The sequence below is a fragment of the Nonomuraea sp. NPDC048881 genome (assembly GCF_040649795.1).
Lineage (GTDB): Bacteria > Actinomycetota > Actinomycetes > Streptosporangiales > Streptosporangiaceae > Nonomuraea.
Map to the genome: position 1 here is coordinate 690,533 of NZ_JBEZGC010000003.1, position 21,599 is coordinate 712,131.

Here is a 21,599-nt window from a genome sequence, read left to right on the forward strand (position 1 = left end):
GCGGCGCTCAGATCATCCGGCGCAGCGCGGTCTCCACGGCGTCGATCAGCGCATCTCCCTCGGTCTGCGGGTGCCGGGCCAGGCCGAGCTCGACGTCGGGCAGGGCGGGCAGGGCGTCCGGGTCGTGGCAGGCCATGTCGGGTTCGAGGTTGCCGGGCATGAGCGCGGCGACCCCGAGCCCGGCCCGCAGCGCCGCGAGCACCCCGGCCAGGCTGTTGCTCTCGAACACCGGCCGCCACCGCCGGCCGGTGCGGTCGAGCGTCTCCACCACCGACGTGCGCCACGCGCACGTCCCGGTGAACAGCACCACCGGCAGCGGATCGGCGGCCGGGTCGACGCCCTGGCCGACCGCCCACACCAGCGGGCGCCGCACGGTCCAGCGCGGCGGCGCGGGAAGGTCGGTCGCCTCGTCGAGCACGAGCTGCACGCGGCCCGCGTGGTAGGCCTCCCGGATCGTGACCCCGGAGAGGCTCAGCACCTCCAGCGTCGCGCCGGGGTGCAGCCGGGCCAGGTCGGCGAGGGCCTGCGGCAACTGCGCCGCGGCCAGGTCCTCCAGCAGGCCGACGCCGCAGCGGCCGGTGAGCGCGCGCCCGGTCGCGGTGAGCGCCTGCGCGGAGAGCGACAGGATGCGCTCGGCGTAGGGCAGCAGCTCCTCCCCCGCCCGCGTCAGCGACACGCCGGACGGCGACCGATGGAGCAGCGGGCGGCCGACCGCGCTCTCCAGCTTGCGCAACTGCTGGCTGAGCGCGGGCTGGGTGTGCCCGAGCGCGGTGGCGGCGCGGCTGATGCTGCCCGCCCGCACAGCCGTGACGAACGACCGCAGCAACGACGTGTCCAGGTCTCTGGCCATAAGCATCCATTATGCCGGGTCCAACGAGAAAACGTCTTCCTATGGCCTGCGGGATCACCTAGCGTCGCCCGGGTGACCGGATACCGACAGGTTCTCGCCGTGCGGGGGATGGCGGCGCTGCTGGGCGTCTCGCTGCTCGCCCGTGCCGCGATCACCGCCGACGTGACCGCGCTGACCATGTACGTCGTGCTGCGCCTGGACCTGGGCTACGTGGCGGCGGGCGGGGTCGCGGCCGCCCTGACCGCCGGGGTGGCGCTGGGCGGGCCGCTGCTGGGCCAAATGACGGACCGGCGGGGGCTGCGCGCCGTGCTCACGATCACCGTCGTGTCGCAGGCGGTGTTCTGGGCGAGCGTCCCCGTCCTGCCGTACGCGGTGCTGCTGGGCGCCTCCTTCGCGGCGGGGCTGCTGATGGTGCCGGTCCAGGCGGTGACCCGGCAGGCGATCGCCGCGATGACGACGCCGGGACAGCGGCGGGCCGCGTTCGCGCTGGAGTCGGTGCAGGGCGAGCTGGCGTACATGGTGGGGCCGGCGGTGGTGATCCTCTGCGCGGCGGAGCTGTCTCCCCAGGCCGTGGCGTGGGGGCTCGGGGCGGTGATCGTGACCGGCGGGGTCGGGATCGCCCTGCTCGATCCGCCGCTGCGGGCCGAGGGCGAGGTGGAGACCGGCTCGCCCGCCCGCCCGGCGCGCCGGGAGTGGCTGGACCGCCGCATGGTCGCCATGCTGGCGATGGGGTTCGGCGCCACGGCCCTGCTCAGCGGCATCGACCTGGCCATCGTGGCCACGCTCAAGGAGGCGGGACAGGTGTCCTGGGCCGCCGCGGTCGTGGCCGTGTTCGGCGTGACCTCCGTCGCCGGCGGCCTGGTCTACGGCACGCTGCGCCGTCCGATGCCGACGTGGCTGCTGCTCGGCCTGCTCGGGCTGCTGACGATCCCCGCCGGGCTGGCCCACGACTGGCGCTGGTTGTGCCTGGCCGTCGTCGGCGCCGGGCTGCTCACCGCGCCGACCCTGTCCACGGTCGCCGACGCGGTGAGCCGGCTGGCGCCGGCCGGCGTACGGGGCGAGGCCACGGGCCTGCAGGCGTCGGCGGCGAGCGCGGGCTTCGCGCTCGGCTCGCCGATCGCCGGGCTGGCGATCGACGCCGCACTGCCAGGTGGCGGCTTCGCGGCCGCCGGTCTGGCCGGCCTCGCCGCGGCCCTCGTCGGGCGTCTGCTGTCCCGCTCCCGGCGGGCGGACGACCGCCCGCCGGGCCGGCAGCCTGGACCTACATCAGAAGAAAGGAGAAGTCCTGTTTCGTCCTCCGATTCGGTGGGATGTCGATCTTGATGCGGCGGGCGACCTCGTCCCGGCCGACGCCCAACCCGAGGCTGATCAGCCGCTCGGGACGCAGCGGGACGGGATCGTCGAAGGCGACCGTGATCCGGACGGGCCACGGACTCTCCGGAACGGGCGGCGCGTCGAGCTCCCAGCACCCGTCCCAGTCGAGCGTGTACCGGTTCCGGCGGGCGGTCGCCGGGTCGAGCAGGGCCCGCGCCACGAGGGACGGCGAGTTGCCCGAGTACCCGGCCAGCAGGCCGGCGTCCAGCGAGCGGACCGGAACCCGGTCGTGGACGGTGAGCTTGCCGGTCCGGTCACAGGCCACGCAGTTGACCAGGAGCCAGACGTCGAGCAGCTTGCCGTTGGCGTTGACGCGGAACCGGCCGTCACCGACGGTGGCCCGCCCGGACGGACAGGCCACGCACCGCAGGACGAGCAGGGGCAGGCGGGTGCGCCGCACCACCCAGGGCAGCACGATATGAGGATGTGAAGACATGATCTCTCTGAAGACCTGACGAAGAGCACGGAAAACAGAGCCGACGGCGTCCGTCGGCGACCGATGCGCGGGAAGGTGTCAGGTCTAGAGAGCAGGCGGCGTCATGCGCGCGATGTCCTCACTCAGGGGTGGGTCAGGGAGCGGCGCTCAGCTCAGACGGGCGCGCAGCAGGCAGAACTCGTTGCCCTCGGGATCGGCCAGGACGTGCCACGGCTCCTCGCCGGTCTGGCCGACGTCGGCCGGACGCGCCCCGAGCTTGAGCAGGCGGTCGAGCTCGGCGGCCTGGTCGCGGTCGGTGGCGTTGACGTCGAAGTGCAGCCGCAGCGGGCCTGCCTTGGGCTCGGTGGTGGGGTCGAAGACCAGGGTCGGCTGCAACCCGCCGAACCCCTCCCGCGGGCCGATCTCCACCGAGCCGTCGTCCGGGGTGTCGAGCACGACGAAGTCGAGCACCTCGCACCAGAAGGCGGCCAGGCCGTGGGCGTCTCGGGCGGGCACGATCAGTTCGGAGATGCGGCAAGCCATGATCGGCACCCTACCGGCCGCCGGCCGCCGCCCTCCAATGCTTAACGGCCCCCCGGCGACGTGCGGCCCCGGCATCCGCGGCGATCACTTTGCAGTGGCTTGATCACCATCGTTCTCTCTCCGGGTACGTGAGCTGATACACCCTGTAAGGGAGGGGGCGGGCGATGACCGTGAGGATGGCATGGGTCTGCGCGCTGCTGGCCGTGGTCGCCGCGGTGGTCCCACCGGCGCTGAGCGCGAAGCGCGCCAAGGAGCCGTCCGCCGCCGCCCGCGCCGACCTGTCGTCCGTGCCGTTCGGGGTGTTCCTCGCCTCCGACTGGCGCGGGCCGCACCTGCTGGGCGCGTTCGAGTCGTGGCTGGGGGCGGAGGTCCGGGTGGGGCGGACGTACGTGCCGGGCGAGGCGTGGAACGCGCTCGGCGGGCCGGACTTCGTCCTGCAGCCGTGGATGCGGTGGCGGGCGGCCAAGCCGGGGCGCATGCTCGTGCTCAACGTGCCGATGGTCATGCCGAACGAGGGCGGCCTGCCGGACGAGGCGGTGTCGGTGCTGCTGAACGCCGGCGCGGACGGCGCGTTCGACCCGTACTTCGACCGGCTGGCCCGGACGCTGGTGGCCGGGCGCGCGCCGGACACGGTGATCGTCCCTGGCTGGGAGATGAACGGCCTGACCTACTCCAGCCGCTGCTCGGCCGACCCGCCGGCGTGGCAGGCGTACTGGCGGCGGATCGTCGCCGTGATGCGGGCGGTGCCCGGACAGCGGTTCCGCTTCGACTTCAGCCCCAACCGAGGCCCGGACGCCATCGGCTGGACCGAGTGCTACCCCGGCGACGACGTGGTGGACATCATCGGCATGGACAGCTACGACCAGGCCCCCGGCCACCGGTTCGCCGACTACGTCGACCAGCCGTACGGGCTGGAGGCGCAGGCCGACTTCGCCGCCGCGCACCGCAAGCCGATCTCCTTCCCCGAGTGGGGGCTGTTCCGGTACGGGGACCGGCCGGAGTTCGTGCGCGACATGCTCGACTGGATCGCCCGGCACGACGTGGCCTACCACTCGATCGTGGACTACTGCCCGCACGGTGTCTGGCAGTGCCCGGCCAACCCGCGCTCGTCGCGGGTGTTCCGGCAGCTCATGCGCGACCCCGGCTTCCGGCGCGGTCCGTCGGCGCCGCCGACCACCCCGCCCGCCACGTCACCCGCCCCGACGTCCCCGCCCGCGCCCGCTGCCTCCCCCGAGCCGAGCGGGAGCGGGTCGCCGGGGTCTCAGCCCCGCCCGGCCGTCACCGACGCGCCCGCGGCGGCACCGGCCGCGGCCTGACCCGGCCGGGCCAGGCGCAGCGTGTGCGCCGCCAGCCGGTCGAGGGTGACGCCGAGGTCGAACTCGGCCGCCCGCGACGGCGCCGCCCGTTCCTCCGCGCGCCGCACGGCCGGATCAGCCAGCCGGGCCACGATCGCCGCGGCCAGCGCCCGCGGGTCCTGCGGCTCGACCAGCGCTCCGGTGACCGGGGTGACCACCTCCGTGAGGCCGGGGACGGCGGCCGCCACCACGGACCGCCCGCTGGCCATGGCCTCCAGCACGGTCAGCGGCAGCCCTTCCCAGCGGGAGGGCAGCACGACCAGGTCGGCGGCGGCGTACCAGGGCCGCGGATCGGCGCTGGCACCCGGCATGAGGACGCCGGGCGGCGCGTCGCGGCGCAGGCGGGCGAAGTCGTCCCCGTCGCCGACGAGTGCCAGGCAGGCGTCCGGCACCCGGGCCGCGACCTGCCGCCAGGACTCCACCAGCAGGTCCTGGCCCTTCTGGCGGGTGATCCGGCCGACGCAGACGACCAGCGGCCCGTGCGGGGACAGGCCGAGGCCCCGGCGCGCGGCGACGCGCTCGTCCGGCGTGACGGGACGGAACCGGGCCAGGTCCACGCCGTTGCGGACGACGGCCAGCGGGCCACCCACGCCCGCGTCCCCGGCCTGCCGGTGCTCCCCCTGGCCGACGCAGAGCACGAGATGCGTCCACCGGGTGGCGGCCCGTTCCCAGGAGGCGGCCGCGGCGGCGAGCGTGCCCCGGCCGGCCAGCCAGGACCAGCCGTGCGGCTGGAACAGCGTCGGCACGCGGCCACGCAACACCACCCGGCCGACCAGCCCGGCCTTGGAGGAGTGCAGATGCACCACGTCGGGACGGAACCGGCGCACGATGCGGCCCAGGACGGCGGCGGCGGCCAGATCGCCCGGATGCGGCGCCCGTACGGCGGGCCAGGGCAGATGCGGCAGCCCGAGGGCGGCCAGCCGCTCGCCGAGCGGTCCGCGCGACGGCGCGGCGACGGCGACCGTCCAGCCCCGCCGGCGCTGGTCGGCGCAGGCGCTCTCGACGTAGGCCGCGACGCCGCCCTCGGTGGGCTGGGTGACGTGCAGCACGCGCGGGGTGAAGGTCGTCATCGCGGCCTGCGCAGGGCCCGGTCGAGCGCCGCCCAGCGGCCCCGGAGCGCCCGGCCGCCCACCCGGGCGCGGGCGGCGAGGGCGTAGAGCGTCGCGGCCGGCGTCCTGGCCAGCAGGAGCCGGTTGCTGACCGCCGGCCGGCCGCCCCACTTGGTCTTGTGGGACTCGGCCCCGCGCAGCAGCGACATCGTCGGCCGGCCCAGCCGGTGCGCGAGCCCGAGGTCGGTGCGCAGCAGCATGGTCACGACGTCGATCTGGCCGCGCAGGTCGGGGTGGGTGCCGTAGAGGTAGCCGCCGACGAAGTCCTTGCCCACGACCAGCAGGTCCACCGCGACGACCCGGCCGTCCAGGTGGTATTCGGTCAGCTTGGCCTGCCGGTCGGTCAGCAGCCGCCGGGCGGCCCGGGCCAGGTGGGCGTGGAAGCGCGGCCTGGTGTGCTCGACGTTGATGCCGCGGCCCTGCCACTGGAGGGCGTGCAGGTCGAGCAGGCGCGCGACGGCGTGCTCGGCCTCGTCGGCCGGCACGTCCCGGACCTGGATGGGGGCGTCGTCCACGCGTCTGAGCTCGCGGCGCAGCTTGGTGCCGTGCTTGCCGGGCAGCCCGGCGAGCAGCTCGTGGAGGGGGACGCCGGGCAGTTCGACGCAGGTCGAGGCGGGCAGCCGCCAGGAGCGGCCCGGCCAGGCCGCCGCGAGCCGTTCGGCGTCGGCCCCCGGGCGTACCTCCGGCAGGTCGAGCACGTCCCATCCGGGCAGCTCGGCCAGGGCCCGGCCGAGCGCCGCCGCCAGGTCGGGGTCGCCGTCCTCGATCAGCACGTCCGTGTAGTCGGACTGGTCGCCGCCGAGCGGCCGCAGGACGCGCAGCCCCGCGCGGCGGACGGTCATGACGGGGGCCGCGGCGACCAGCCGTCCCCGCCGGCGCAGCAGGACCACGTTCAGGCCCGGGTCCTCGCCGTAGGTCTCCCACCAGGACGACAGCCAGGCGTGCGACTGGAACGGCGTCGCCGCCGGGGAGCGGTCGTGCAAGCCGGCCCACTCCCCCGCCAGGGCGTGCAGGCGTGCCGCGCCGGTCACGACCTCGGTGGCCAGGTCCGGGGCCTGGCGGATCGCGGTGGTCATGCCGACGCCGTCTCGGCCGGCCGGCGCGCGGGCGGGGCCTGCCGGTCGTCCCGCCGGTCGTCCCGCCGGTCGTCCTGCCGTGGCCCGGCGGGGGCCGCCAGCCAGATCAGGGCGGCCAGCAGCAGGCCGCCGGCCGTGCTGACGGCGGTGGCGAGCAGGGGCCGTGGCGAGCTGGGCGTGGCGGGCGGCACGGCGGGCGCGAAGCTGGACAGCCGGACGCCGGTGTCGGCGCTGTGCCGGTTGGCGTAGGCGGTGAGCGCGGCCGTGGCACTGTTGGCCCGCCGGGCGGCCTCGTCAGGGGTGCCGGCGAGGGCGGCCAGCCGGATCAGCGGCGCGTCCGGCGAGGCCGACGCCTGCAGCGTGGTCCGCAGCAGCTCGCCGTCGGCCAGGTAGGCGTCGCCGGTCCCGGCGAGCAGGCCGGGGTGGACGGTCACCCTGGCGTAGGCCTGCGCGAATTCGGCTTCCTGGGTGGGCACGCCCTGCCGTACCGAGCTGACGACCGCGTAGGCGTCGGCGGTGTAGACGGGCTCCTGGGTCAGCGAGTACGCCAGCCCCGCCCCCATGCCGATCAGCGGGAGCGCGAGCAGGGACCAGGTGCGGAGCGCGCCGGCGGCGCGCTGGACCGGGTGAGTCATGACAGCCTTTCCTGGTGGCGCCTGGTGAGCAGGCGGTCGTAGAGGTCGTGCAGGCGCCGGGCTTGCCGGCGCACGTCGTAGCGGTCGAGGGCCGGGGGCGGCGGCAGGCGGGTGCGCGGTCCGTCGCGGAGCGCGGCCAGCTCGGCGGCCAGCCGGTGGGGCGGCACCCGGCGGGCGCAGGGCACCGTCCCGGGGGGCAGGTCGTCGATCGCCGGGCAGGCGCCGTACAGCACGGGCAGCCCGGCGGCGAGCGCCTCGACGACGGCCAGGCCGAACGTCTCCTCCTGCGAGGGGGCGGCCAGCACGTCCATGGCCGACAGCAGGGCGGGCACGTGCACGCTCTCCCCGGCGAAGACGACGCGCCGCCCGACGCCGAGCCGCTCGGCCAGCGAGCGCAGCCGGGGTTGTTCCGGCCCGGCGCCGACGAGCAGCAGCACCGCGCCGTCCAGCCGCGGCAGCGCCTCGACCAGCAGGTGGAAGTTCTTGCCCGCCACCAGGCGGCCGACCCCGCCGACGACGAACGTCTCCGGCGGGATGCCCAGGCTCAGCCGGGCCTGGGCCGCGGCGCGCGGATCGTGGCGGAAGGCGGCCAGGTCCACGCCGTTGGGGATGGTGACGACGCGCGAGGGCGGCAGGCCCCAGCCGTGCAGCCGGTCGGCCACGGTGGGCGAGACGGCGACGACGGCGTGCGTCAGCCGGGCGCTCGCCCGGTACAGCGCGCGGACGGGCGCCGTGACCGGCCGTCCCTCGATGTGCCGGGCCCCCGCCGAGTGCTCGGTGCTGACGACGACCGGCACGGCGGCCAGCCGGGCGGCCAGCGGCGCGTAGACGCAGGCGCGGTACAGGTGGGCGTGCACGACCTGGTAGCGGCCGGCGCGCATGAGGGCGGTGAGCCGGGGCAGCGCCCGCAGGTCCCGGTTGCCGCCCATGCCGACGGCGCGTACGGGCGTCCCGGCGGCGCGGATGGCGTCGGCCAGGGCGCCGGGCCGGGTCAGGACGGCGACCTCGCTGGCGCAGTCCATGTGCGGCAGGAGCGTGCGCAGTTGCTGCTCGGCCCCGCCGGCGGCCAGCCCGGTGATGACGTGCAGGACCTTCATCGGGGCCGCCCCCAGCGCAGCCGGTGGCAGGCGGTCTTGGCGAGCAGCCGGGCGGCGGTGTCGCGGTCGCCGACGTAGCGGCGGGGCAGGGCGTGCGTCCCGGCGAGCCGGCCGGGGCGGACGGCGCAGGCGTGCTCGTAGCCGGCCTGCCGGACGGCGGCGACCTCGCGGGCGGTCAGCTCGCCGTAGGGGTAGGCGAAGCCGGTGACGGGGGCGCCGAGCACGTCCTGGAGGAGGAGTTTGCTCGTGGTGAGCTCGTCGGCCAGCTCGCCGGGGCCGGCGGACGGCAGGTGGGGGTGGCTGCGGGTGTGGGAGCCGACCTCCATGCCGGCGGCGGCCACCCGGCGCAGCGTGCCGGCGTCCATCAGGGGGCGGGGGCTGACGCCGCGGTCCCAGGCGTTGTGGCCGCCGATCCGGCCGGCGACGACGTACACGGTGGCGGTGAAGCCGTATCCGGCCAGCACCGGGACGACGTCGGTGGCGAAGTCGGCGTAGCCGTCGTCGAAGGTGAGCCCGACGAGCCCGCGCCGGTCGCCGGGATGGTTCAGCAGTTCGCGCACCGACACGCCGCGCAGCCCGCGCCGGGCGAGCCAGCGTATGTGCGTGGCGAAGCGCTCGGGGGTGACGACGATGTCGAAGGGGTCCTCGCCGCGCTCGGCGACGGAGTGGTACATCCAGATGAGCGGCAGCGCGCCGGTGCGCGTGCTCATACGCGCTCTCCTTCCCTGACGGTCGTGACGGCCCTCCGCAGCGGCGACAGGCCGAGGCGTTGGAGACCGGCCAGCATGAGGGCGGCGGTCACGGTGATCCCGGCGGCGTTGGCCAGCGCGATGCCGCCCTGTGCCATGCCGGGAACGAGCGCCGCGGCCAGCGTCGCGGTGAGGGCCAGCCCGGCGGCCATCGACAGGGCCGGGTACCACAACCCGCGCCACCCTCCGGCGCAGAAGTACGCCCGGCAGACCACGCCCACGACGGTGTGGCCAAGCAGGCCGATCGCGTAGAGCCGCAGGACGTGCTCGGTGGCGGTGGCGGCGGCGTCGTCGAAGGCGCCGCGGTGCAGCAGCACGCCCACGATCGCGGGCGCGAAGGCGACCAGCAGCGCGGCGGCGGTGACCGTGACGGCCGCCGCCGTCGCCAGGTCGCGGGCCAGCAGCCGCCAGGCCCGGCGGGTGTCGCCCGCGGCGATGCTGCGGGCCAGGTGCGGATAGGTGACGGTGGCCAGCATCAGCGAGACCACCATCGGCACCTGGGCGATCTTCTGGGCGTAGTTGAGATGGGAGATCGCGCCCGCGGGCAGGTCGGCGGCGAGCACGCGCTCGACCAGCACCTGGCCCTGCCGCAGCAGCGTGAAGGCGATGATGGGCAGCAGCGCGGCGACCGGCAGCACCAGGCGCCGGGGCAGCCGCCGGGGCAGGCCGACCCGCCGCAGGTACGCCGGCGCCTGCATGGCCACCATGAGGACGGCGCCGGCGGCGACGCCCCACGCGGCGGCCCGCACGCCGAGCGCGTCGTGCCAGATCGCCAGGCAGCCGACGAGCGCCAGGTTGTAGGCCAGACCGGTGGCCGCGGGCGGGCCGAAGACGTGGTGGGCGCGCAGGGCCGCGCTGGCGTACCCCGCCAGCGCGAACGGCAGGATGCAGCCGCAGCAGATCCGCCAGCACTGGACGGCCAGCCCGCCCTGGGGCAGACCGGGGGCCAGCGCCGCCACCAGCCAGGGCGCCCCGGCCGCGGCGCAGACGGCGACGGCGGCGAGCGCGGCGGCCAGGGCGGGCAACGTCCGCTCCACCAGCGCCGCCCGCTGCCGCGCCCCGGACGCCGTGCTGAACAGCGGCACCAGCCACAGGGCCATCGCCCCCTCGATGAGCAGCGGCGCCGCGGTCTCGGGCACGGTCCAGGCGACCAGGAAGGCGTCGGTGTCGGCGTTGGCGCCGAACAGCGCGGCCATCAGCAGGTCGCGGACGTAGCCGAGCGCCGAGCCGGCGCCGACGAGCATCGCGGTGAGGGCCGCGGCGCGCAGGTCGGCCGCGCCCCGGCTCAGCACGCGGGCCGCCGCGACGGGGACGCGGCGGTGCCGGTCCATCCCGTCGCCAGGCCCAGCATGACCGACATGACCAGGCTGGTCGCGCCGCCGATGTCGGCGTAGGCGAAGTCCACCGCCAGCCACGTCACGAAGCCCGCGGCGGCCAGGCCCGCCGGGCCGGAGCGGCCGGGCGGGGTCAGGGTGCGCACGAGGGCCCCGCCCACGAGCAGCGCGAAGGCCGCCAGGCCGAGGAGCCCCTGCTCGCTGAGCACCAGCAGGTACATGTTGTGCGGGGACAGCAGCGGCTGGCGGCGGTATCCGCCGGCCGGGTCCTCGACGTCGCTGCCGGAGGACAGGGCCAGCGGCGCGTAGGTGTCCCGCCAGGCGGCGAACCCCTTGGGGCCGACGCCGGTCACCGGGTGGTCCCGCCACATGCCGGCCGCCGCCTGCCAGAGCTGGTACCGGTCGGCCACCGACCGGTCGGGCTGGTCCACCGAGGAGGTGATGGAGGCGACGCGCTCGGCGATGACCCCGCCGCCGGGCCCGACCAGGAGCGTCAGGAGCACGGCGGCGGCCACGGCGGCCACGGCGGCCCGCGCGGCCAGCCGCGCGCCGCGCAGCACCAGCATCACCGCGACGGCGCAGGCCACCGCGAGCCAGGTGCCGCGGCTGAGCGACATGACCAGCGGCGGGCACAGCGCCGCCGCCGCGACCAGGGCGGCGGCGCGCCGGGCCGGTCCGCCGGTGAGCGCGACCGCCAGGGCGATGATCAGCCCGAAGCTGACCACGCTGGCCAGCGCCATGACCTCGCCGGCGCCGAACGTGCCGACCGCGCGGATCGGCAGGCCCGCGTAGGAGGCGCCGCTGCCCGTGAGCGCCTGCCAGCAGCCGAGCCCGGCCTGGACGATCGCCACGGCCGCGACGGCTCCGCCCACCAGCAGCAGGTCGGACCGCTGCCGCACCGCCACCGTCACAGCGACGGGGACCAGGACGAACACCTGGAGGAACCGGGCCAGGCCGGGCAGCGCCAGCAGGAAGTCGGGCGCCGCGAGGGCGGCCGCCGTCGCCGCGAGCGCCGCGGGCGCGGCGAGCAGGGCCCACCGGCCCGGACGCGCGCCGCCGCGCGCCAGGCTCACCGCGACGGACGCCAGCAACCCCAGCGACATCAGGTCGGCGACCCGCGGCTGGACGACGTCGGCGGCCTGCGGTCCGGCGGGCACGCACACGGCGATCACGGTCAGCGCGGCCCACACACTGGGACGGGCCGGCAGGCGGCACAGGGACGACAGGAACGCCCTGATCACGATCGTCCCGGCCACAGCAGGCAACCGACCGTCCGGATCAAGATCTTGATGTCGCGGCGCAGGGACCAGGTGTCGATGTAGTGGTTGTCCAGCCGCGCCCGGTCCTCGATCGAGGTGTCGCCGCGCAGGCCGTGGGTCTGGGCCCAGCCGGTGAGGCCGACGGGCAACCGGTGGCGGCGCCCGTAGTGGTGGTCGCCGCGGGAGAACAGCTCCACGAAGTGCGGCCGCTCGGGCCGGGGGCCGACCAGGCTCATGTCGCCGCGCAGCACGTTCCACAGCTGCGGCAGCTCGTCCACGGAGCAGGAGCGCAGCAGCCGGGCCGCGCGGGTCAGGCGGGGGTCGTCGTCGATGCTCCAGCGGGTGTCGGACTCGCCGGCGCGCAGCGGGGCGAACGTGCGGAGCTTGATGATCTCGATGGGCGTCCCGGCCATCCCCACCCGGACCTGGCGGAACAGCACGCCGGGCCCTCCTTGCCCGCGCAGCAGCAGCATGCAGGCGGCCAGCACCGGAGCGCTGACGACCAGCCCGGCCGTCGCCAGCACGACATCCAGGGCGCGCTTGAGCGGCCAGGACGCGCGCCGCTGCGGCAACGGCCGCATGCGCAGCATCGGGAACCCCCGGACGTGCTCGCCGTCGGGGACGAAGTCGACCAGCACGCCGCCGGGTTGCGGCGCCAGGTACACCGGGTACCCCGCCTGCCGGGCCTGTTGCGCCAGCCGGTGGGTCTGCTCCTCGCCGCCCGGCGGCGGGGCCAGGACCACCACGCGGGCGCGGTGCCGCCGGGCCATGGTGAGCAGGGTCTCCGGATCGTCCACGATCGGCTCGTACGGGGCCTGGCCCAGCACGTCGCAGGCGCCGCCGACGGGCAGCAGGCCGTACTCGGTGTGCCGCACCAGGGTCAGCGCGAGGTTCCTGGCGTGCGCGCCGGACCCGACGACCAGCGTGGGCACGCGTGCGCCGCGGCGGCGGGCCTGGCGCAGCACCGCGCAGACCAGCCCCCGCCCCACCAGCGTCAGCCCGAGGTAGACGGCGACGATCCGGGCCGACTCGCCCGTCCAGACGGCCAGCGTCGTCTGATGGTCGAGGGCGGCGACGGTCAGCGCGCCGGTGATGGCGGTGGCGCATCCGCCGCGCCACATCCACCCGTCCATCACGGACGGCGACAGCCGGATCCGGTACGTGCCGCCCGCCAGGTTCAGCAGGACGAGCAGCCCCGCCGCCAGGCCGGCGAGCAGCGCGCCGTACCCGGCGTCGAGCACGGGCGCGGCCAGCGCGGCGGCGTCGACGCTCGCGTCGGCGAAGGAGCAGATGGTCCAGCATGTCACCGGACGCCGCCGGCCGGGGGCGTGGCGGGGGGCGCCTCGCTGCGACAGCAGCATGCCCTTGGACGGGGAGTGCGGGAAGGGTTCCTCTTCCCGAAGGGGTGTGACCATATCTGCTCCACTGCGAAAAACAACGGCGATCAATTCAGAGCGTGATATCCACGAACAGGGGGTGGATATGGCTGTCTTACTTATCGCGAAAATTCGCTCATCTTTGGCCTCCATTCCGATAATCGCCCCGATTCGCGGGCAGCGACCAACTTACTTGGAGCGTTCACGGGTACGGCCGTGTGGACGGGATGGCGTCCCACAAAGATTGCGAATTTTCGGGTGTCGCGAGCTCTGCTATTTGTCCCGGTTCGCCGTTCAGGTAGCGATGAAGATCTTTGCCGGGCCATGGCGGCGGTATGACGCCGCAGGACGTCGTGGTAGATCAGCGGGGGGCCGGCGCTCGCCGACCGGCGCCGGCGGCTGAGCCGCGAACTGCGGACATAGTCCGAATTGGCAATATTGCCGTGATCAGGGAATCGGGCGATAGAGACATTCCGTCCGTCGATTTCAGGACGTTTCTCGCGCCCGGTACGGCCGACGCCCACGGAACGGCTCGCGGACGCCCTGCGAGCCCTCGTGCCGGCGGCAGGCCGCGGAGCTGCCGGAGTGGATCGGGGGCGGAGGACGGGAGCGCCCGGCCCTCCGCGCCCCGGCGCGGGCAGCGACAGGGACCGCGTAGGTCGGAATGACCATGCGTTGAGCTCGCCTTTAAGGCAACTGAAAGATCGTTTCCTAGCGTGGCCCGCATGAGATTCAGCCCGTTCCTGGCGGCCGTCGCCGCCGCCATGCTCCTCGCGCCCTCCCCTGCCACGGCCACGGCCAAGGCCGCGGCCCCTGCCGCCGAGGAGTCCGACCGCGAGATCGTCCTGGCTCAACTCGACTACACGACCGGGCTGTCGGTGACCTTCACCGACAGCGTCCCGTCCGACGAGGTCGGGATGGTCCAGACCGGAATGATCGGTCGCGCCCCCCTCATCGTCAGTGACGACGACGACACCCTCCTGGAGACCTACCTGAAGGTCACCCCGCCCGACGTCGCGGTCCCCCAGCGTCTCGTAGAGGACCACGGCGCCGACCCGCCCGCCGAACTGCAGCGGCGCAGGATCACCAGCGAGCCGGTCACGGCGGGCGGCCTGACCGCCCCGGCGAGCGCGGTCCGCTCCGGCACGGCGAGCTGCACCTGGTCGATCTTCGGCTGGACGCTCTGGCACGACGACGGCGTGCCCGGCCTGCCTGCCAAGTCGTACAGCACGTTCGACTTCGGCGGCTTCAAGCAGAAGATCGCCGAGAGCTACGTCGCCAACTGCACCCCGCCCGGCTCGACGACCAACCTCTGGGCCCGGCACCGGGTCTACTACCGGAACGCCCTCGGCAACTTCGTGAAGCATTTCGAGGGCATCGTGCCGCCGGGGTACGCCCAGGCCGTGACGAAGAAGGGCAAGATCAAGCGGCACCGCGGGGTCTCCTACGACGACGGCTGGAACGCCGACCCGGCCTGCTTCACCTGCCTCTACTCCCGAGAGGGCCGTTTCCGCAGCTAGCAGCAAGCCCGGCGGCCGCTTCCCGCGCAGCGCGCGGGAAGCGGCCTTCCGCGCGTCAGGCCCGGTCCAGCCGCTCGTGCACGGGCCGCGTCATCATGGACGGTCGCGGGCCGGCAGCCGGTCGCGGTTCATCCGGGCGGCTCGCGCTAATGTTCCGCGAACGGAACGCTTTCTGCGAAGAGGAGCCACATGACGTCCCAGGAAGACACGGCCGCTCCCGGCCGGCCCGTGCACGCGGGGTCCGCCGGTCCGCAGGCGCCCCTGGCCGGGCAGGTGGCGATCGTCACGGGCGGCTCGGCGGGGCTCGGCCGGGCCATCGCGCAGGGACTGGCGTCCGCCGGCTGCACGGTGGTGGCCGCCGGCCGGCGGTTGGCGGCGTGCCGGGAGGCGGCGGCCCAGATCACCGCCGCGACCGGCGTCACCGCCTCGGGCATGGCCTGCGACGTCACCGACGAGGACGCGGTCCAGGCTCTCGTGCGGGACGTCGTCGCCGCGCACGGCCGCCTGGACGTGCTCGTGACCAGCGCCGGGATCCAGGCCCGCGGCGAGCTGGAGACCCTCGACGCCGCCACGCTGCGCCGCTGCCTCGACGTCAACGTCGTCGGCACCTTCCTGGCCTGCCAGGCCGCCGTGCCGGTGATGCGCGAAGCCGGGTACGGCCGCATCGTCACCCTGGCCAGCGCTCTCGGGCTCGTCGGCGCCGCGGGCCGGGCGGGCTACGCGGCCAGCAAGGGCGCGGTCGTCCAGCTCACCCGCAGCCTCGCCGTCGAGCTGGCGGGCACCGGCGTCTGCGTCAACGCCCTGGCCCCCGGCCCCTTCCGCACCCCGCTGAACGAGGGCGTCGAGGACGACCCGCACGTGCGGGAGTTCCTCGACCACCAGGTCCCCATGAGGCGCTGGGCCGACCCGGGCGAACTCGTCGGCGCGGCGGTCCTGCTGGCCGGTCCGGCGGCCTCCTACCTCACCGGCGCCGTGCTGCCGGTCGACGGAGGCTGGACCGCCCACTGAAGGCGTCCGGCCGCTGTCTGATCCCACGAAGCCCGGGGTGCTCTTTGGTGTCCCGCACGATTCGGTCCCGCCGCACAGTGCCGTAGCGTCACCGTGACACTTGAGCATTCGGAGGGCCGGCACGTTGATCGCGATCAGGGAACTCCATGGGATCGCGGAGTTCGAGCAGGTCAGTGAGCTGTTCGACGGGATCTGGCACTTCGACCCGGACAGCCGGCCGATCACGGTCGAGCTGATGCGGGCGATGTCGCACGCGGGCAACTACGTGGCCGGCGCGTACGACGACGCGGGCCGCCTGCTGGGCGCCTCCGTCGGCTTCTTCGGGGCGGGCAACACGTTGCACTCCCACATCACCGGCGCGGCCGGGGGCCACGGCATCGGCTTCGAGCTGAAGCTGCACCAGCGCCGCTGGGCCCTGGAGCGCGGCATCGACCGCATCACCTGGACCTACGATCCGCTGGTGCGCAGGAACGCCCACTTCAACCTGGCCAAGCTGGGCGCCCGTCCCGAGGAGTACCTGCCGAGCTTCTACGGCGTCATGACCGACGCCATCAACCAGGGCAGCGACTCCGACCGCGTGCTGGCCTCCTGGTCGTTGTCCGCGCCGCACGTGGCGGCCCTCGTACGGGGCGAGCCCGGCCGGCGGCCCCTCCCGGCGGACGCCGCGATCGTGCTGGCCGACGAGGACGGACGGCCGGTGACACGCGACAGCGACGCCGCCACCGTGCTCGTGGCGCTGCCGGAGGACATCGAGGCGCTGCGCGTCACGGACCCCGGAGCCGCCAAGGCGTGGCGGCTGGCCGTCCGCGAGGTCCTGGGCGGCCTGCTCGTGGAAGGCGGCGTGGTGACCGCCTTCCACGACAAGGCGTTCTACGTGGTGGAGCGGCCCAGCCTGGGCACGGCCTCCAGCAGCGACCGGGTGTAGTCGTGGGCGGGGGCGCCGACCACTTCCTCGGTCGGCCCCAGCTCCACGATGCGCCCCTGGTGCAGCACCGCGACCACGTCGGAGACGTAGCGCACCACGGCCAGGTTGTGCGAGATGAACAACATCGACAGGCCCAGCTCGTCGCGGAGCCTGCGCACGAGGTTCAGCACCGAGCCCTGGACGGACACGTCCAGGGCGCTGGTGATCTCGTCGGCGACCAGCAGGTCGGGCTCGGCGCCCAGCGCCCTGGCGATGGCCACGCGCTGACGCATGCCGCCTGACAGCTCGCGCGGGTAGCGCGTGGCCACCTCGGGCGGCAGGGAGACCAGCGACAGCAGCCTCTCGACCGAGCCCTTGCCGCAGCCCTCGGCGATGGACGCCCCGACCTTCATCCGGGGGTCGAGCGAGGCGTAGGGGTCCTGGAAGACCATCTGGACGCGGCTGGCGCCGGTGATGGTGCCGGTGTGCGGCACCAGGCCGCTCACCGCCCTGGCCACCGACGACTTGCCCGACCCCGACTCGCCGACCAGCCCGACGATGGACCCGCTCGGCACCTCCAGGGTGATGTCGTCGACGGCGGTGAACGAGCCGAACCGCACCGTCAGGTTCTCGATGATCATCAGACCTCCCAGCAGGCGACCTGGTGCGCCTTGCCGTACGACGTCAAAGGGGGACGCTCGCCGGCGCAGCGGGCCGTGGCGAGCTCGCAGCGGGCGGCGAAGGCGCAGCCGTCGCCCACGTCGGAGGGGGCGGGCTGACGGCCGGGGATGCTGGCCAGCGGCAGCGACCTGTCGGTGTCCATGTCGGGCAGCGAGTCGATGAGCGCCCGCGTGTAGGGGTGCGCGGCGCCGGTGGCCAGCAGCTCGACCGGGAGTTGCTCGACGACGCGGCCGGCGTACATGACGACGACCACGTCGCACAGCTCGCCGACGACGGCGATGTCGTGGGAGATGAACAACGCCGCCGCGCCGGTCTCGTCGGTGACCTCGCGCAGCAGCTTGAGTATCTGCCGCTGCACCGTCACGTCCAGCGCGGTGGTGGGCTCGTCGGCGATGAGCAGCCTGGGGGTGCCCATGAGGCCCATGGCGATGACGGCGCGCTGCCGCATGCCGCCGGACAGCTCGTGCGGGTGCCGGCGGGCCACCCGTTCGGGCGCGGGCAGGTGCACGTGGCCGAGCCGGTCGACGGCGCGCCGGTGGGCCTCGGCCTTGCCGGCGCCCTGGTGCACGATCGCGGCCTCGGCCAGCTGGCCGCCGACCTTCAGCGCGGGGTTGAGCGAGGCCATCGGGTCCTGGAAGACCATGGCGAGCGCGGTTCCGAGCTCCTTGGGCGACATCTCGGAGATCTCCTGGCCGGCCAGCGCCAGCCTGCCCGCCGTCACCACGCCCGGGTACGGCACCAGCCCGCCGATCGCGGCGGCGGTGAGGCTCTTGCCGCTGCCCGACTCCCCGACCAGCCCGGCGATCTGCCCGGGCGCGACGGTCAGCGACACCCCGCGCACCGGCGTGACGCCGCCGGGGAAGGTCACCGTCAGGTCCTTGACCTCCAGCACCGCCTCGGGGTCCGGCTCGCCGGGGGCGGGCGGCGCGGCGGGCCTGGCCTCGCGCGTGTGCACGGCGGTGCGGGCGGCGGCCTTGGCCAGCGCGTCCCCCAGCAGGTTGAAGCCGATGCCGGCCAGCGCGACCGCCAGGGCGGGCCCCAGCGCCACCTCGGGCGTGACGTAGATGCGGCCGAACCCGTCGAACAGCAGCCGCCCCCAGTCGAAGGCGGGCGGCTGCACGCCGAGGCCCAGGAACGACATCCCGGCCAGGCCCAGCAGCGCGCCGCCGAGCGCCTGGGTGAGGTTGAGGATGAGCGGCTCGGCGATGTTGGGCAGCACGTGCCTGGTCAGGACGCGCATGCGCGGCACGCCGAGCATCCGGGCGGCCGCGACGTAGTCGGCGCCCGCGATGGTCGCGGCCAGCGTCTGGGTGAGCCGGGCGAAGCTCGGGGCGATGGCCACGCCGATGCCGAGCACCGCACCCTTGGCCCCGAGCCCGGCGACCACCGCGGTGAACATGGCCAGCAGCAGGCCGGGGAAGGCGACGAGCGCGTTGACGGCGCCGGTGACGAAGCGGGCGCCGCGCGGCGGCAGCACCGAGGGCAGCGCGCCGAGCACGGTGCCGATGGCCGCGCCGAAGAGCGTGGCCGCCAGCGCGAGCAGGAGGGAGAACCGGCCCGCGACCAGGACCCTGGCCAGCAGGTCGCGGCCGAGGTTGTCGGTGCCGAGCGGATGGGCGGCCGAGGAGCCCTGCAGGATGGCGCCCGCGTCGATCTTCTCCGCCGCCGCGCCCCAGATCGGCGGCCCGACGACGGCCAGGACCACCATGAGCGTGACCAGCACGGCTCCGGCGACGGCGGCCGGGGTGCGCAAACGCATCAGTTTTCCTTGATCTTGGAGGTGGGGTCGAGCGCGCCCAGGATCAGATCGACGGCGAGGTTCACGACCAGCACGATCGCGCCGTAGACGAGGATGACGGCCTGGGCGACGGGATAGTCCTTCTGCGTGATCGACTCGACGATCTTCAGGCCGAGCCCCGGCCAGGCGAAGACGTACTCCACCAGCACGCTGCCGGCGATCAGCGAGGCGAGCAGCAGCCCACCCACGGTGAGCGTCGCGGTCAGCGTGTTGGGCAGCACGTGCCGCAGGTGCAGGCGGGCGGCGGGCAGCCGTTTCGACCGGGCCAGCCGCACGTAGTCGGTGCCGAGCTCGCGCAGGGTCTCCACGCGCGAGATGCGGGCGATCATCGCGACCGGGCCGATCGCCAGGGCGGCCACCGGCAGGACGTACGACATCGCCCCCTCCTTGCCGGCCGGCGGGAACAGGCCCAGCCCGATCGACAGGACCGCCACCAGCGCGATGGAGTAGAGGAACTCCGGGACGGCGACGGCGGTGCCGGTGACCGAGCTGAAGGTGATCTCGGTGCCCCGGTTCCGGCCGTTCTCCGTGCGGATGGCCGCCCACATGCCCAGCGGCACGGCCAGCAGCAGCGCCACCACGGTGGCCAGCAGCGCCAGGCCCAGCGTGTTGGGCAGCCGGGTGGCGATGACCTGGCCGACCGGTTCGCCCGTCAGGAACGAGGTGCCGAAGTCGCCGGTGAGGATGTGCCCGACGTAGGCGGCGAACTGCTCGGGCAGCGACTTGTCCAGCCCGAGCAGCTGCTCGCGGGCCTTGACCAGCTCGACCGGCGCGGCCGGGCCGAGCGAGGCCCGCACCGGGTCGCCGGGGATGAGGTGGATCATCGCGAACGACGCCACGAGCAGTACCGCCAGCGACACGACGAAGCGCACGAGGCGCCGTACGGTCACTCAGCCTCCCTGGGTGAGGCGGATCGTCGAGGGCAGGAACAGGCCGGCCATCGTCCGGAAGGTGGCGCCCTTGGTGGCGGTCAGCGTGTTCATCTCCACCACGGGCACCAGGTCGGCGTTGTCGAACAGGGCCGACTCCGACGCCAGCCACTTGGCGCAGCCCTCGGGGCCGGTCAGCTTGGCGGCCTCGGCAACCAGCCGCTCGTACTCGGCGTTCTTCAGGTGGGCGAAGTTGGCGCCCTTGGGGGCGGCGGGGCCGGACAGGAAGCCGACCAGCTGCGAGGGCAGCGTGACGCCGATGGGCAGCCACACGACGTCCCAGTCCTGGGTGGCGTTGAGCGACTCCGACAGCTTGGTGTCGATGACGCCGTTGAGCTTCACGTCCACCCCGATCTTCTTCCACACCGCCGCCATGTACTCGGCGGCGGCCACCATGCTGGGGCCCTTGGTGGTGGCGTACAACAGGCGCAGGGAGAGCTTCTTGCCGTCCTTCTCCCTGACGCCGTCGGCCCCGGCCTTCCAGCCGGCCGCGTCCAGTGCCGTGGTGGCGGCCGCCGTGTCGAAGGCGGGCACGTGGCCGGTGACGGTGTCGCCCTGGCACGGGCGGGGCGGCGGCACGAGTGCGGTGGCCGGCTTGCCGGTGCCGCCCGTGGCGATGCCGCCCAGCTCCTTCATGTCGAGGGCCTGGGTCAGCGCCTTGCGCACGGCGGGATCGTGGCCGGGCCTGTCCTCGCCCTGGTGGTAGAAGAACTGGCCGTTGCCCTGCGGCTCGATCATCTTGCCGAGTGCGGGGTTGGCCTCCAGGCGGGTCCGGTCGGGGCCGAAGAAGGTGGCCGAGTTGAGCGAGCCGGCGAGGAGCAGGTTGGCCGCGGTCTGCTCGTTCGGCACCACCTTGAGCGCGAGCGTCTCGGGGAGGTCCTTGGCGGTGCCGCCCTCGGGGCCCCAGGCATACTCCCGGCGCACCTTGAAGGTGTAGTGGTCGCCGGGGACGGCCTCGGTGAGCTGGTACGGGCCGGTCCCGGAGGTGGCCCGCGCGATGAGCGAACGGTCCTTGACGGCCTTGCCGCAGACGATGAACAGCAGCCGTGAGCTCTCCAGGATGAAGCTGAACGGCTCGGGCGTCGACAGCGTCACGGTGCCGGCGGACTCGTCGGCCTCGGCCTTCATGCCGGCCGGTACGAGCACCCCGTAGATGGGCGACTTGACGGCGGGGTCGGCGATGTGGTTGATGTTCTCGGCGACGTCGGCCGGGGTGAGCTTGGAGCCGTCGGAGCAGGTGACGTTCTTGCGCAGGGTGAAGGTCACCCTGTCGGGCTTGACGTCCCACTTCTCGGCCAGAGCGGGCACGGTCTTGCCGTCCGCCGAGACGGACACCAGGGTGTCGTAGGCCACCGACAGGACCTCGTTGGTGACCGAGAGCACGCCCGTGGCGGGGTCGAGCACCCCGGGGTCCGCGCTGATGGCGGCGGTGAACGTGCCGCCCGTGACAGGCTTGCCCGTACTGCCCGCCGTACCTCCGCCGCTGCCGCACGCGGCCGCTAGCAGGGCCAACGCGGTGAGCACCGCTGTCTTCTTCATGGCGACTCCAGGAGAGCGTGGGGTGGTGACCCACCTTCGTCCCTCGCG

General features: G+C 74.5%; 20 protein-coding genes. 5 read left to right on the forward strand and 15 right to left on the reverse strand.

Going from position 1 to position 21,599, the window contains the following annotated elements:
• Positions 1-7 precede the first annotated feature (7 nt).
• Positions 8-850: a LysR family transcriptional regulator gene (locus AB0C33_RS14140; RefSeq protein ID WP_358287121.1), complete on the reverse strand. Its 843-nt coding sequence runs from the start codon at positions 848-850 to the stop codon at positions 8-10.
• Positions 851-922: 72 nt separating this feature from the next.
• Here AB0C33_RS14140 and AB0C33_RS14145 point away from each other — a divergent pair, with 72 nt between their 5' ends.
• Positions 923-2,173 carry an MFS transporter gene (locus AB0C33_RS14145; RefSeq protein WP_358287123.1) on the forward strand — a complete coding sequence of 417 codons (1,251 nt, stop codon included), beginning with the start codon at positions 923-925 and terminating at the stop codon, positions 2,171-2,173.
• On the opposite strand, the gene AB0C33_RS14150 is transcribed toward AB0C33_RS14145, so the two are convergent.
• Together AB0C33_RS14150 and AB0C33_RS14155 are read right to left on the reverse strand one after the other, a co-directional pair.
• A complete protein-coding gene (locus tag AB0C33_RS14150) occupies positions 2,112-2,639 on the reverse strand; it encodes a DUF1062 domain-containing protein (RefSeq protein ID WP_358287125.1) in 528 nt (175 codons plus the stop codon). The two genes, AB0C33_RS14145 and AB0C33_RS14150, sit on opposite strands and share 62 nt — an antisense overlap.
• A gap of 168 nt (positions 2,640-2,807) precedes the next feature.
• The gene (locus AB0C33_RS14155) at positions 2,808-3,182 is read right to left on the reverse strand and encodes a VOC family protein (protein ID WP_352356769.1); all 375 of its coding nucleotides are present in this window, start codon (positions 3,180-3,182) and stop codon (positions 2,808-2,810) included.
• A 164-nt stretch (positions 3,183-3,346) separates the two neighbouring features.
• On the opposite strand from AB0C33_RS14155, the gene AB0C33_RS14160 reads away from it, so the two are divergent.
• The gene (locus AB0C33_RS14160) at positions 3,347-4,498 is read left to right on the forward strand and encodes a glycosyl hydrolase (protein WP_358287127.1); all 1,152 of its coding nucleotides are present in this window, start codon (positions 3,347-3,349) and stop codon (positions 4,496-4,498) included.
• On the opposite strand, the gene AB0C33_RS14165 is transcribed toward AB0C33_RS14160, so the two are convergent.
• From AB0C33_RS14165 to AB0C33_RS14200, 8 genes are read right to left on the reverse strand one after another with little or no spacing between them, the layout of a single operon-like run.
• On the reverse strand, positions 4,444-5,607 hold the full coding sequence (locus tag AB0C33_RS14165) for a glycosyltransferase (protein WP_358287129.1): 1,164 nt from the start codon (positions 5,605-5,607) through the stop codon (positions 4,444-4,446). The two genes, AB0C33_RS14160 and AB0C33_RS14165, sit on opposite strands and share 55 nt — an antisense overlap.
• Positions 5,604-6,722 (reverse strand): GNAT family N-acetyltransferase, encoded by a 1,119-nt coding sequence (locus tag AB0C33_RS14170; protein WP_358287131.1) that lies wholly within the window; start codon positions 6,720-6,722, stop codon positions 5,604-5,606. Before AB0C33_RS14170 ends, AB0C33_RS14165 begins: the two co-directional genes overlap by 4 nt.
• Complete coding sequence (locus tag AB0C33_RS14175; protein WP_358287133.1) at positions 6,719-7,357, reverse strand: hypothetical protein; 639 nt, start codon at positions 7,355-7,357, stop codon at positions 6,719-6,721. Before AB0C33_RS14175 ends, AB0C33_RS14170 begins: the two co-directional genes overlap by 4 nt.
• Complete coding sequence (locus AB0C33_RS14180; protein WP_358287135.1) at positions 7,354-8,454, reverse strand: glycosyltransferase; 1,101 nt, start codon at positions 8,452-8,454, stop codon at positions 7,354-7,356. Before AB0C33_RS14180 ends, AB0C33_RS14175 begins: the two co-directional genes overlap by 4 nt.
• Complete coding sequence (locus tag AB0C33_RS14185) at positions 8,451-9,164, reverse strand: polysaccharide deacetylase family protein (RefSeq protein WP_358287137.1); 714 nt, start codon at positions 9,162-9,164, stop codon at positions 8,451-8,453. The genes AB0C33_RS14180 and AB0C33_RS14185 overlap by 4 nt, the downstream gene beginning before the upstream one ends.
• Positions 9,161-10,534, reverse strand: a complete 1,374-nt coding sequence (locus AB0C33_RS14190) for a lipid II flippase MurJ (protein WP_358287139.1) — start codon at positions 10,532-10,534, stop codon at positions 9,161-9,163. The genes AB0C33_RS14185 and AB0C33_RS14190 overlap by 4 nt, the downstream gene beginning before the upstream one ends.
• Positions 10,489-11,793 carry an O-antigen ligase family protein gene (locus AB0C33_RS14195; RefSeq protein ID WP_358287141.1) on the reverse strand — a complete coding sequence of 435 codons (1,305 nt, stop codon included), beginning with the start codon at positions 11,791-11,793 and terminating at the stop codon, positions 10,489-10,491. Before AB0C33_RS14195 ends, AB0C33_RS14190 begins: the two co-directional genes overlap by 46 nt.
• On the reverse strand, positions 11,775-13,211 hold the full coding sequence (locus tag AB0C33_RS14200; protein ID WP_358287143.1) for an exopolysaccharide biosynthesis polyprenyl glycosylphosphotransferase: 1,437 nt from the start codon (positions 13,209-13,211) through the stop codon (positions 11,775-11,777). Before AB0C33_RS14200 ends, AB0C33_RS14195 begins: the two co-directional genes overlap by 19 nt.
• Before the next feature lie 686 nt (positions 13,212-13,897).
• On the opposite strand from AB0C33_RS14200, the gene AB0C33_RS14205 reads away from it, so the two are divergent.
• From AB0C33_RS14205 to AB0C33_RS14215, 3 genes are all read left to right on the forward strand, one after another.
• Complete coding sequence (locus AB0C33_RS14205; RefSeq protein WP_358287145.1) at positions 13,898-14,692, forward strand: hypothetical protein; 795 nt, start codon at positions 13,898-13,900, stop codon at positions 14,690-14,692.
• 189 nt (positions 14,693-14,881) lie between these two features.
• Entirely contained in the window at positions 14,882-15,700 is an 819-nt protein-coding gene (locus AB0C33_RS14210) for an SDR family oxidoreductase (protein WP_358287147.1), read from the forward strand.
• A 100-nt stretch (positions 15,701-15,800) separates the two neighbouring features.
• Complete coding sequence (locus AB0C33_RS14215) at positions 15,801-16,625, forward strand: GNAT family N-acetyltransferase (protein WP_358287149.1); 825 nt, start codon at positions 15,801-15,803, stop codon at positions 16,623-16,625.
• Here the strand turns inward: AB0C33_RS14215 and AB0C33_RS14220 are convergent.
• The 4 genes from AB0C33_RS14220 to AB0C33_RS14235 are packed head-to-tail and all read right to left on the reverse strand — an operon-like array spanning position 16,571 to position 21,551.
• Positions 16,571-17,245, reverse strand: coding sequence for an ATP-binding cassette domain-containing protein (locus AB0C33_RS14220; RefSeq protein WP_352362680.1), 675 nt, complete (start codon positions 17,243-17,245; stop codon positions 16,571-16,573). The genes AB0C33_RS14215 and AB0C33_RS14220 overlap by 55 nt on opposite strands.
• Positions 17,245-19,044: a dipeptide/oligopeptide/nickel ABC transporter permease/ATP-binding protein gene (locus AB0C33_RS14225; RefSeq protein ID WP_358287151.1), complete on the reverse strand. Its 1,800-nt coding sequence runs from the start codon at positions 19,042-19,044 to the stop codon at positions 17,245-17,247. The genes AB0C33_RS14220 and AB0C33_RS14225 overlap by 1 nt, the downstream gene beginning before the upstream one ends.
• Positions 19,044-19,973, reverse strand: coding sequence for an ABC transporter permease (locus AB0C33_RS14230; RefSeq protein ID WP_358287153.1), 930 nt, complete (start codon positions 19,971-19,973; stop codon positions 19,044-19,046). The genes AB0C33_RS14225 and AB0C33_RS14230 overlap by 1 nt, the downstream gene beginning before the upstream one ends.
• Positions 19,974-21,551 carry an ABC transporter substrate-binding protein gene (locus tag AB0C33_RS14235; RefSeq protein ID WP_358287155.1) on the reverse strand — a complete coding sequence of 526 codons (1,578 nt, stop codon included), beginning with the start codon at positions 21,549-21,551 and terminating at the stop codon, positions 19,974-19,976. It abuts the gene before it with no gap.
• Positions 21,552-21,599 lie beyond the last annotated feature (48 nt).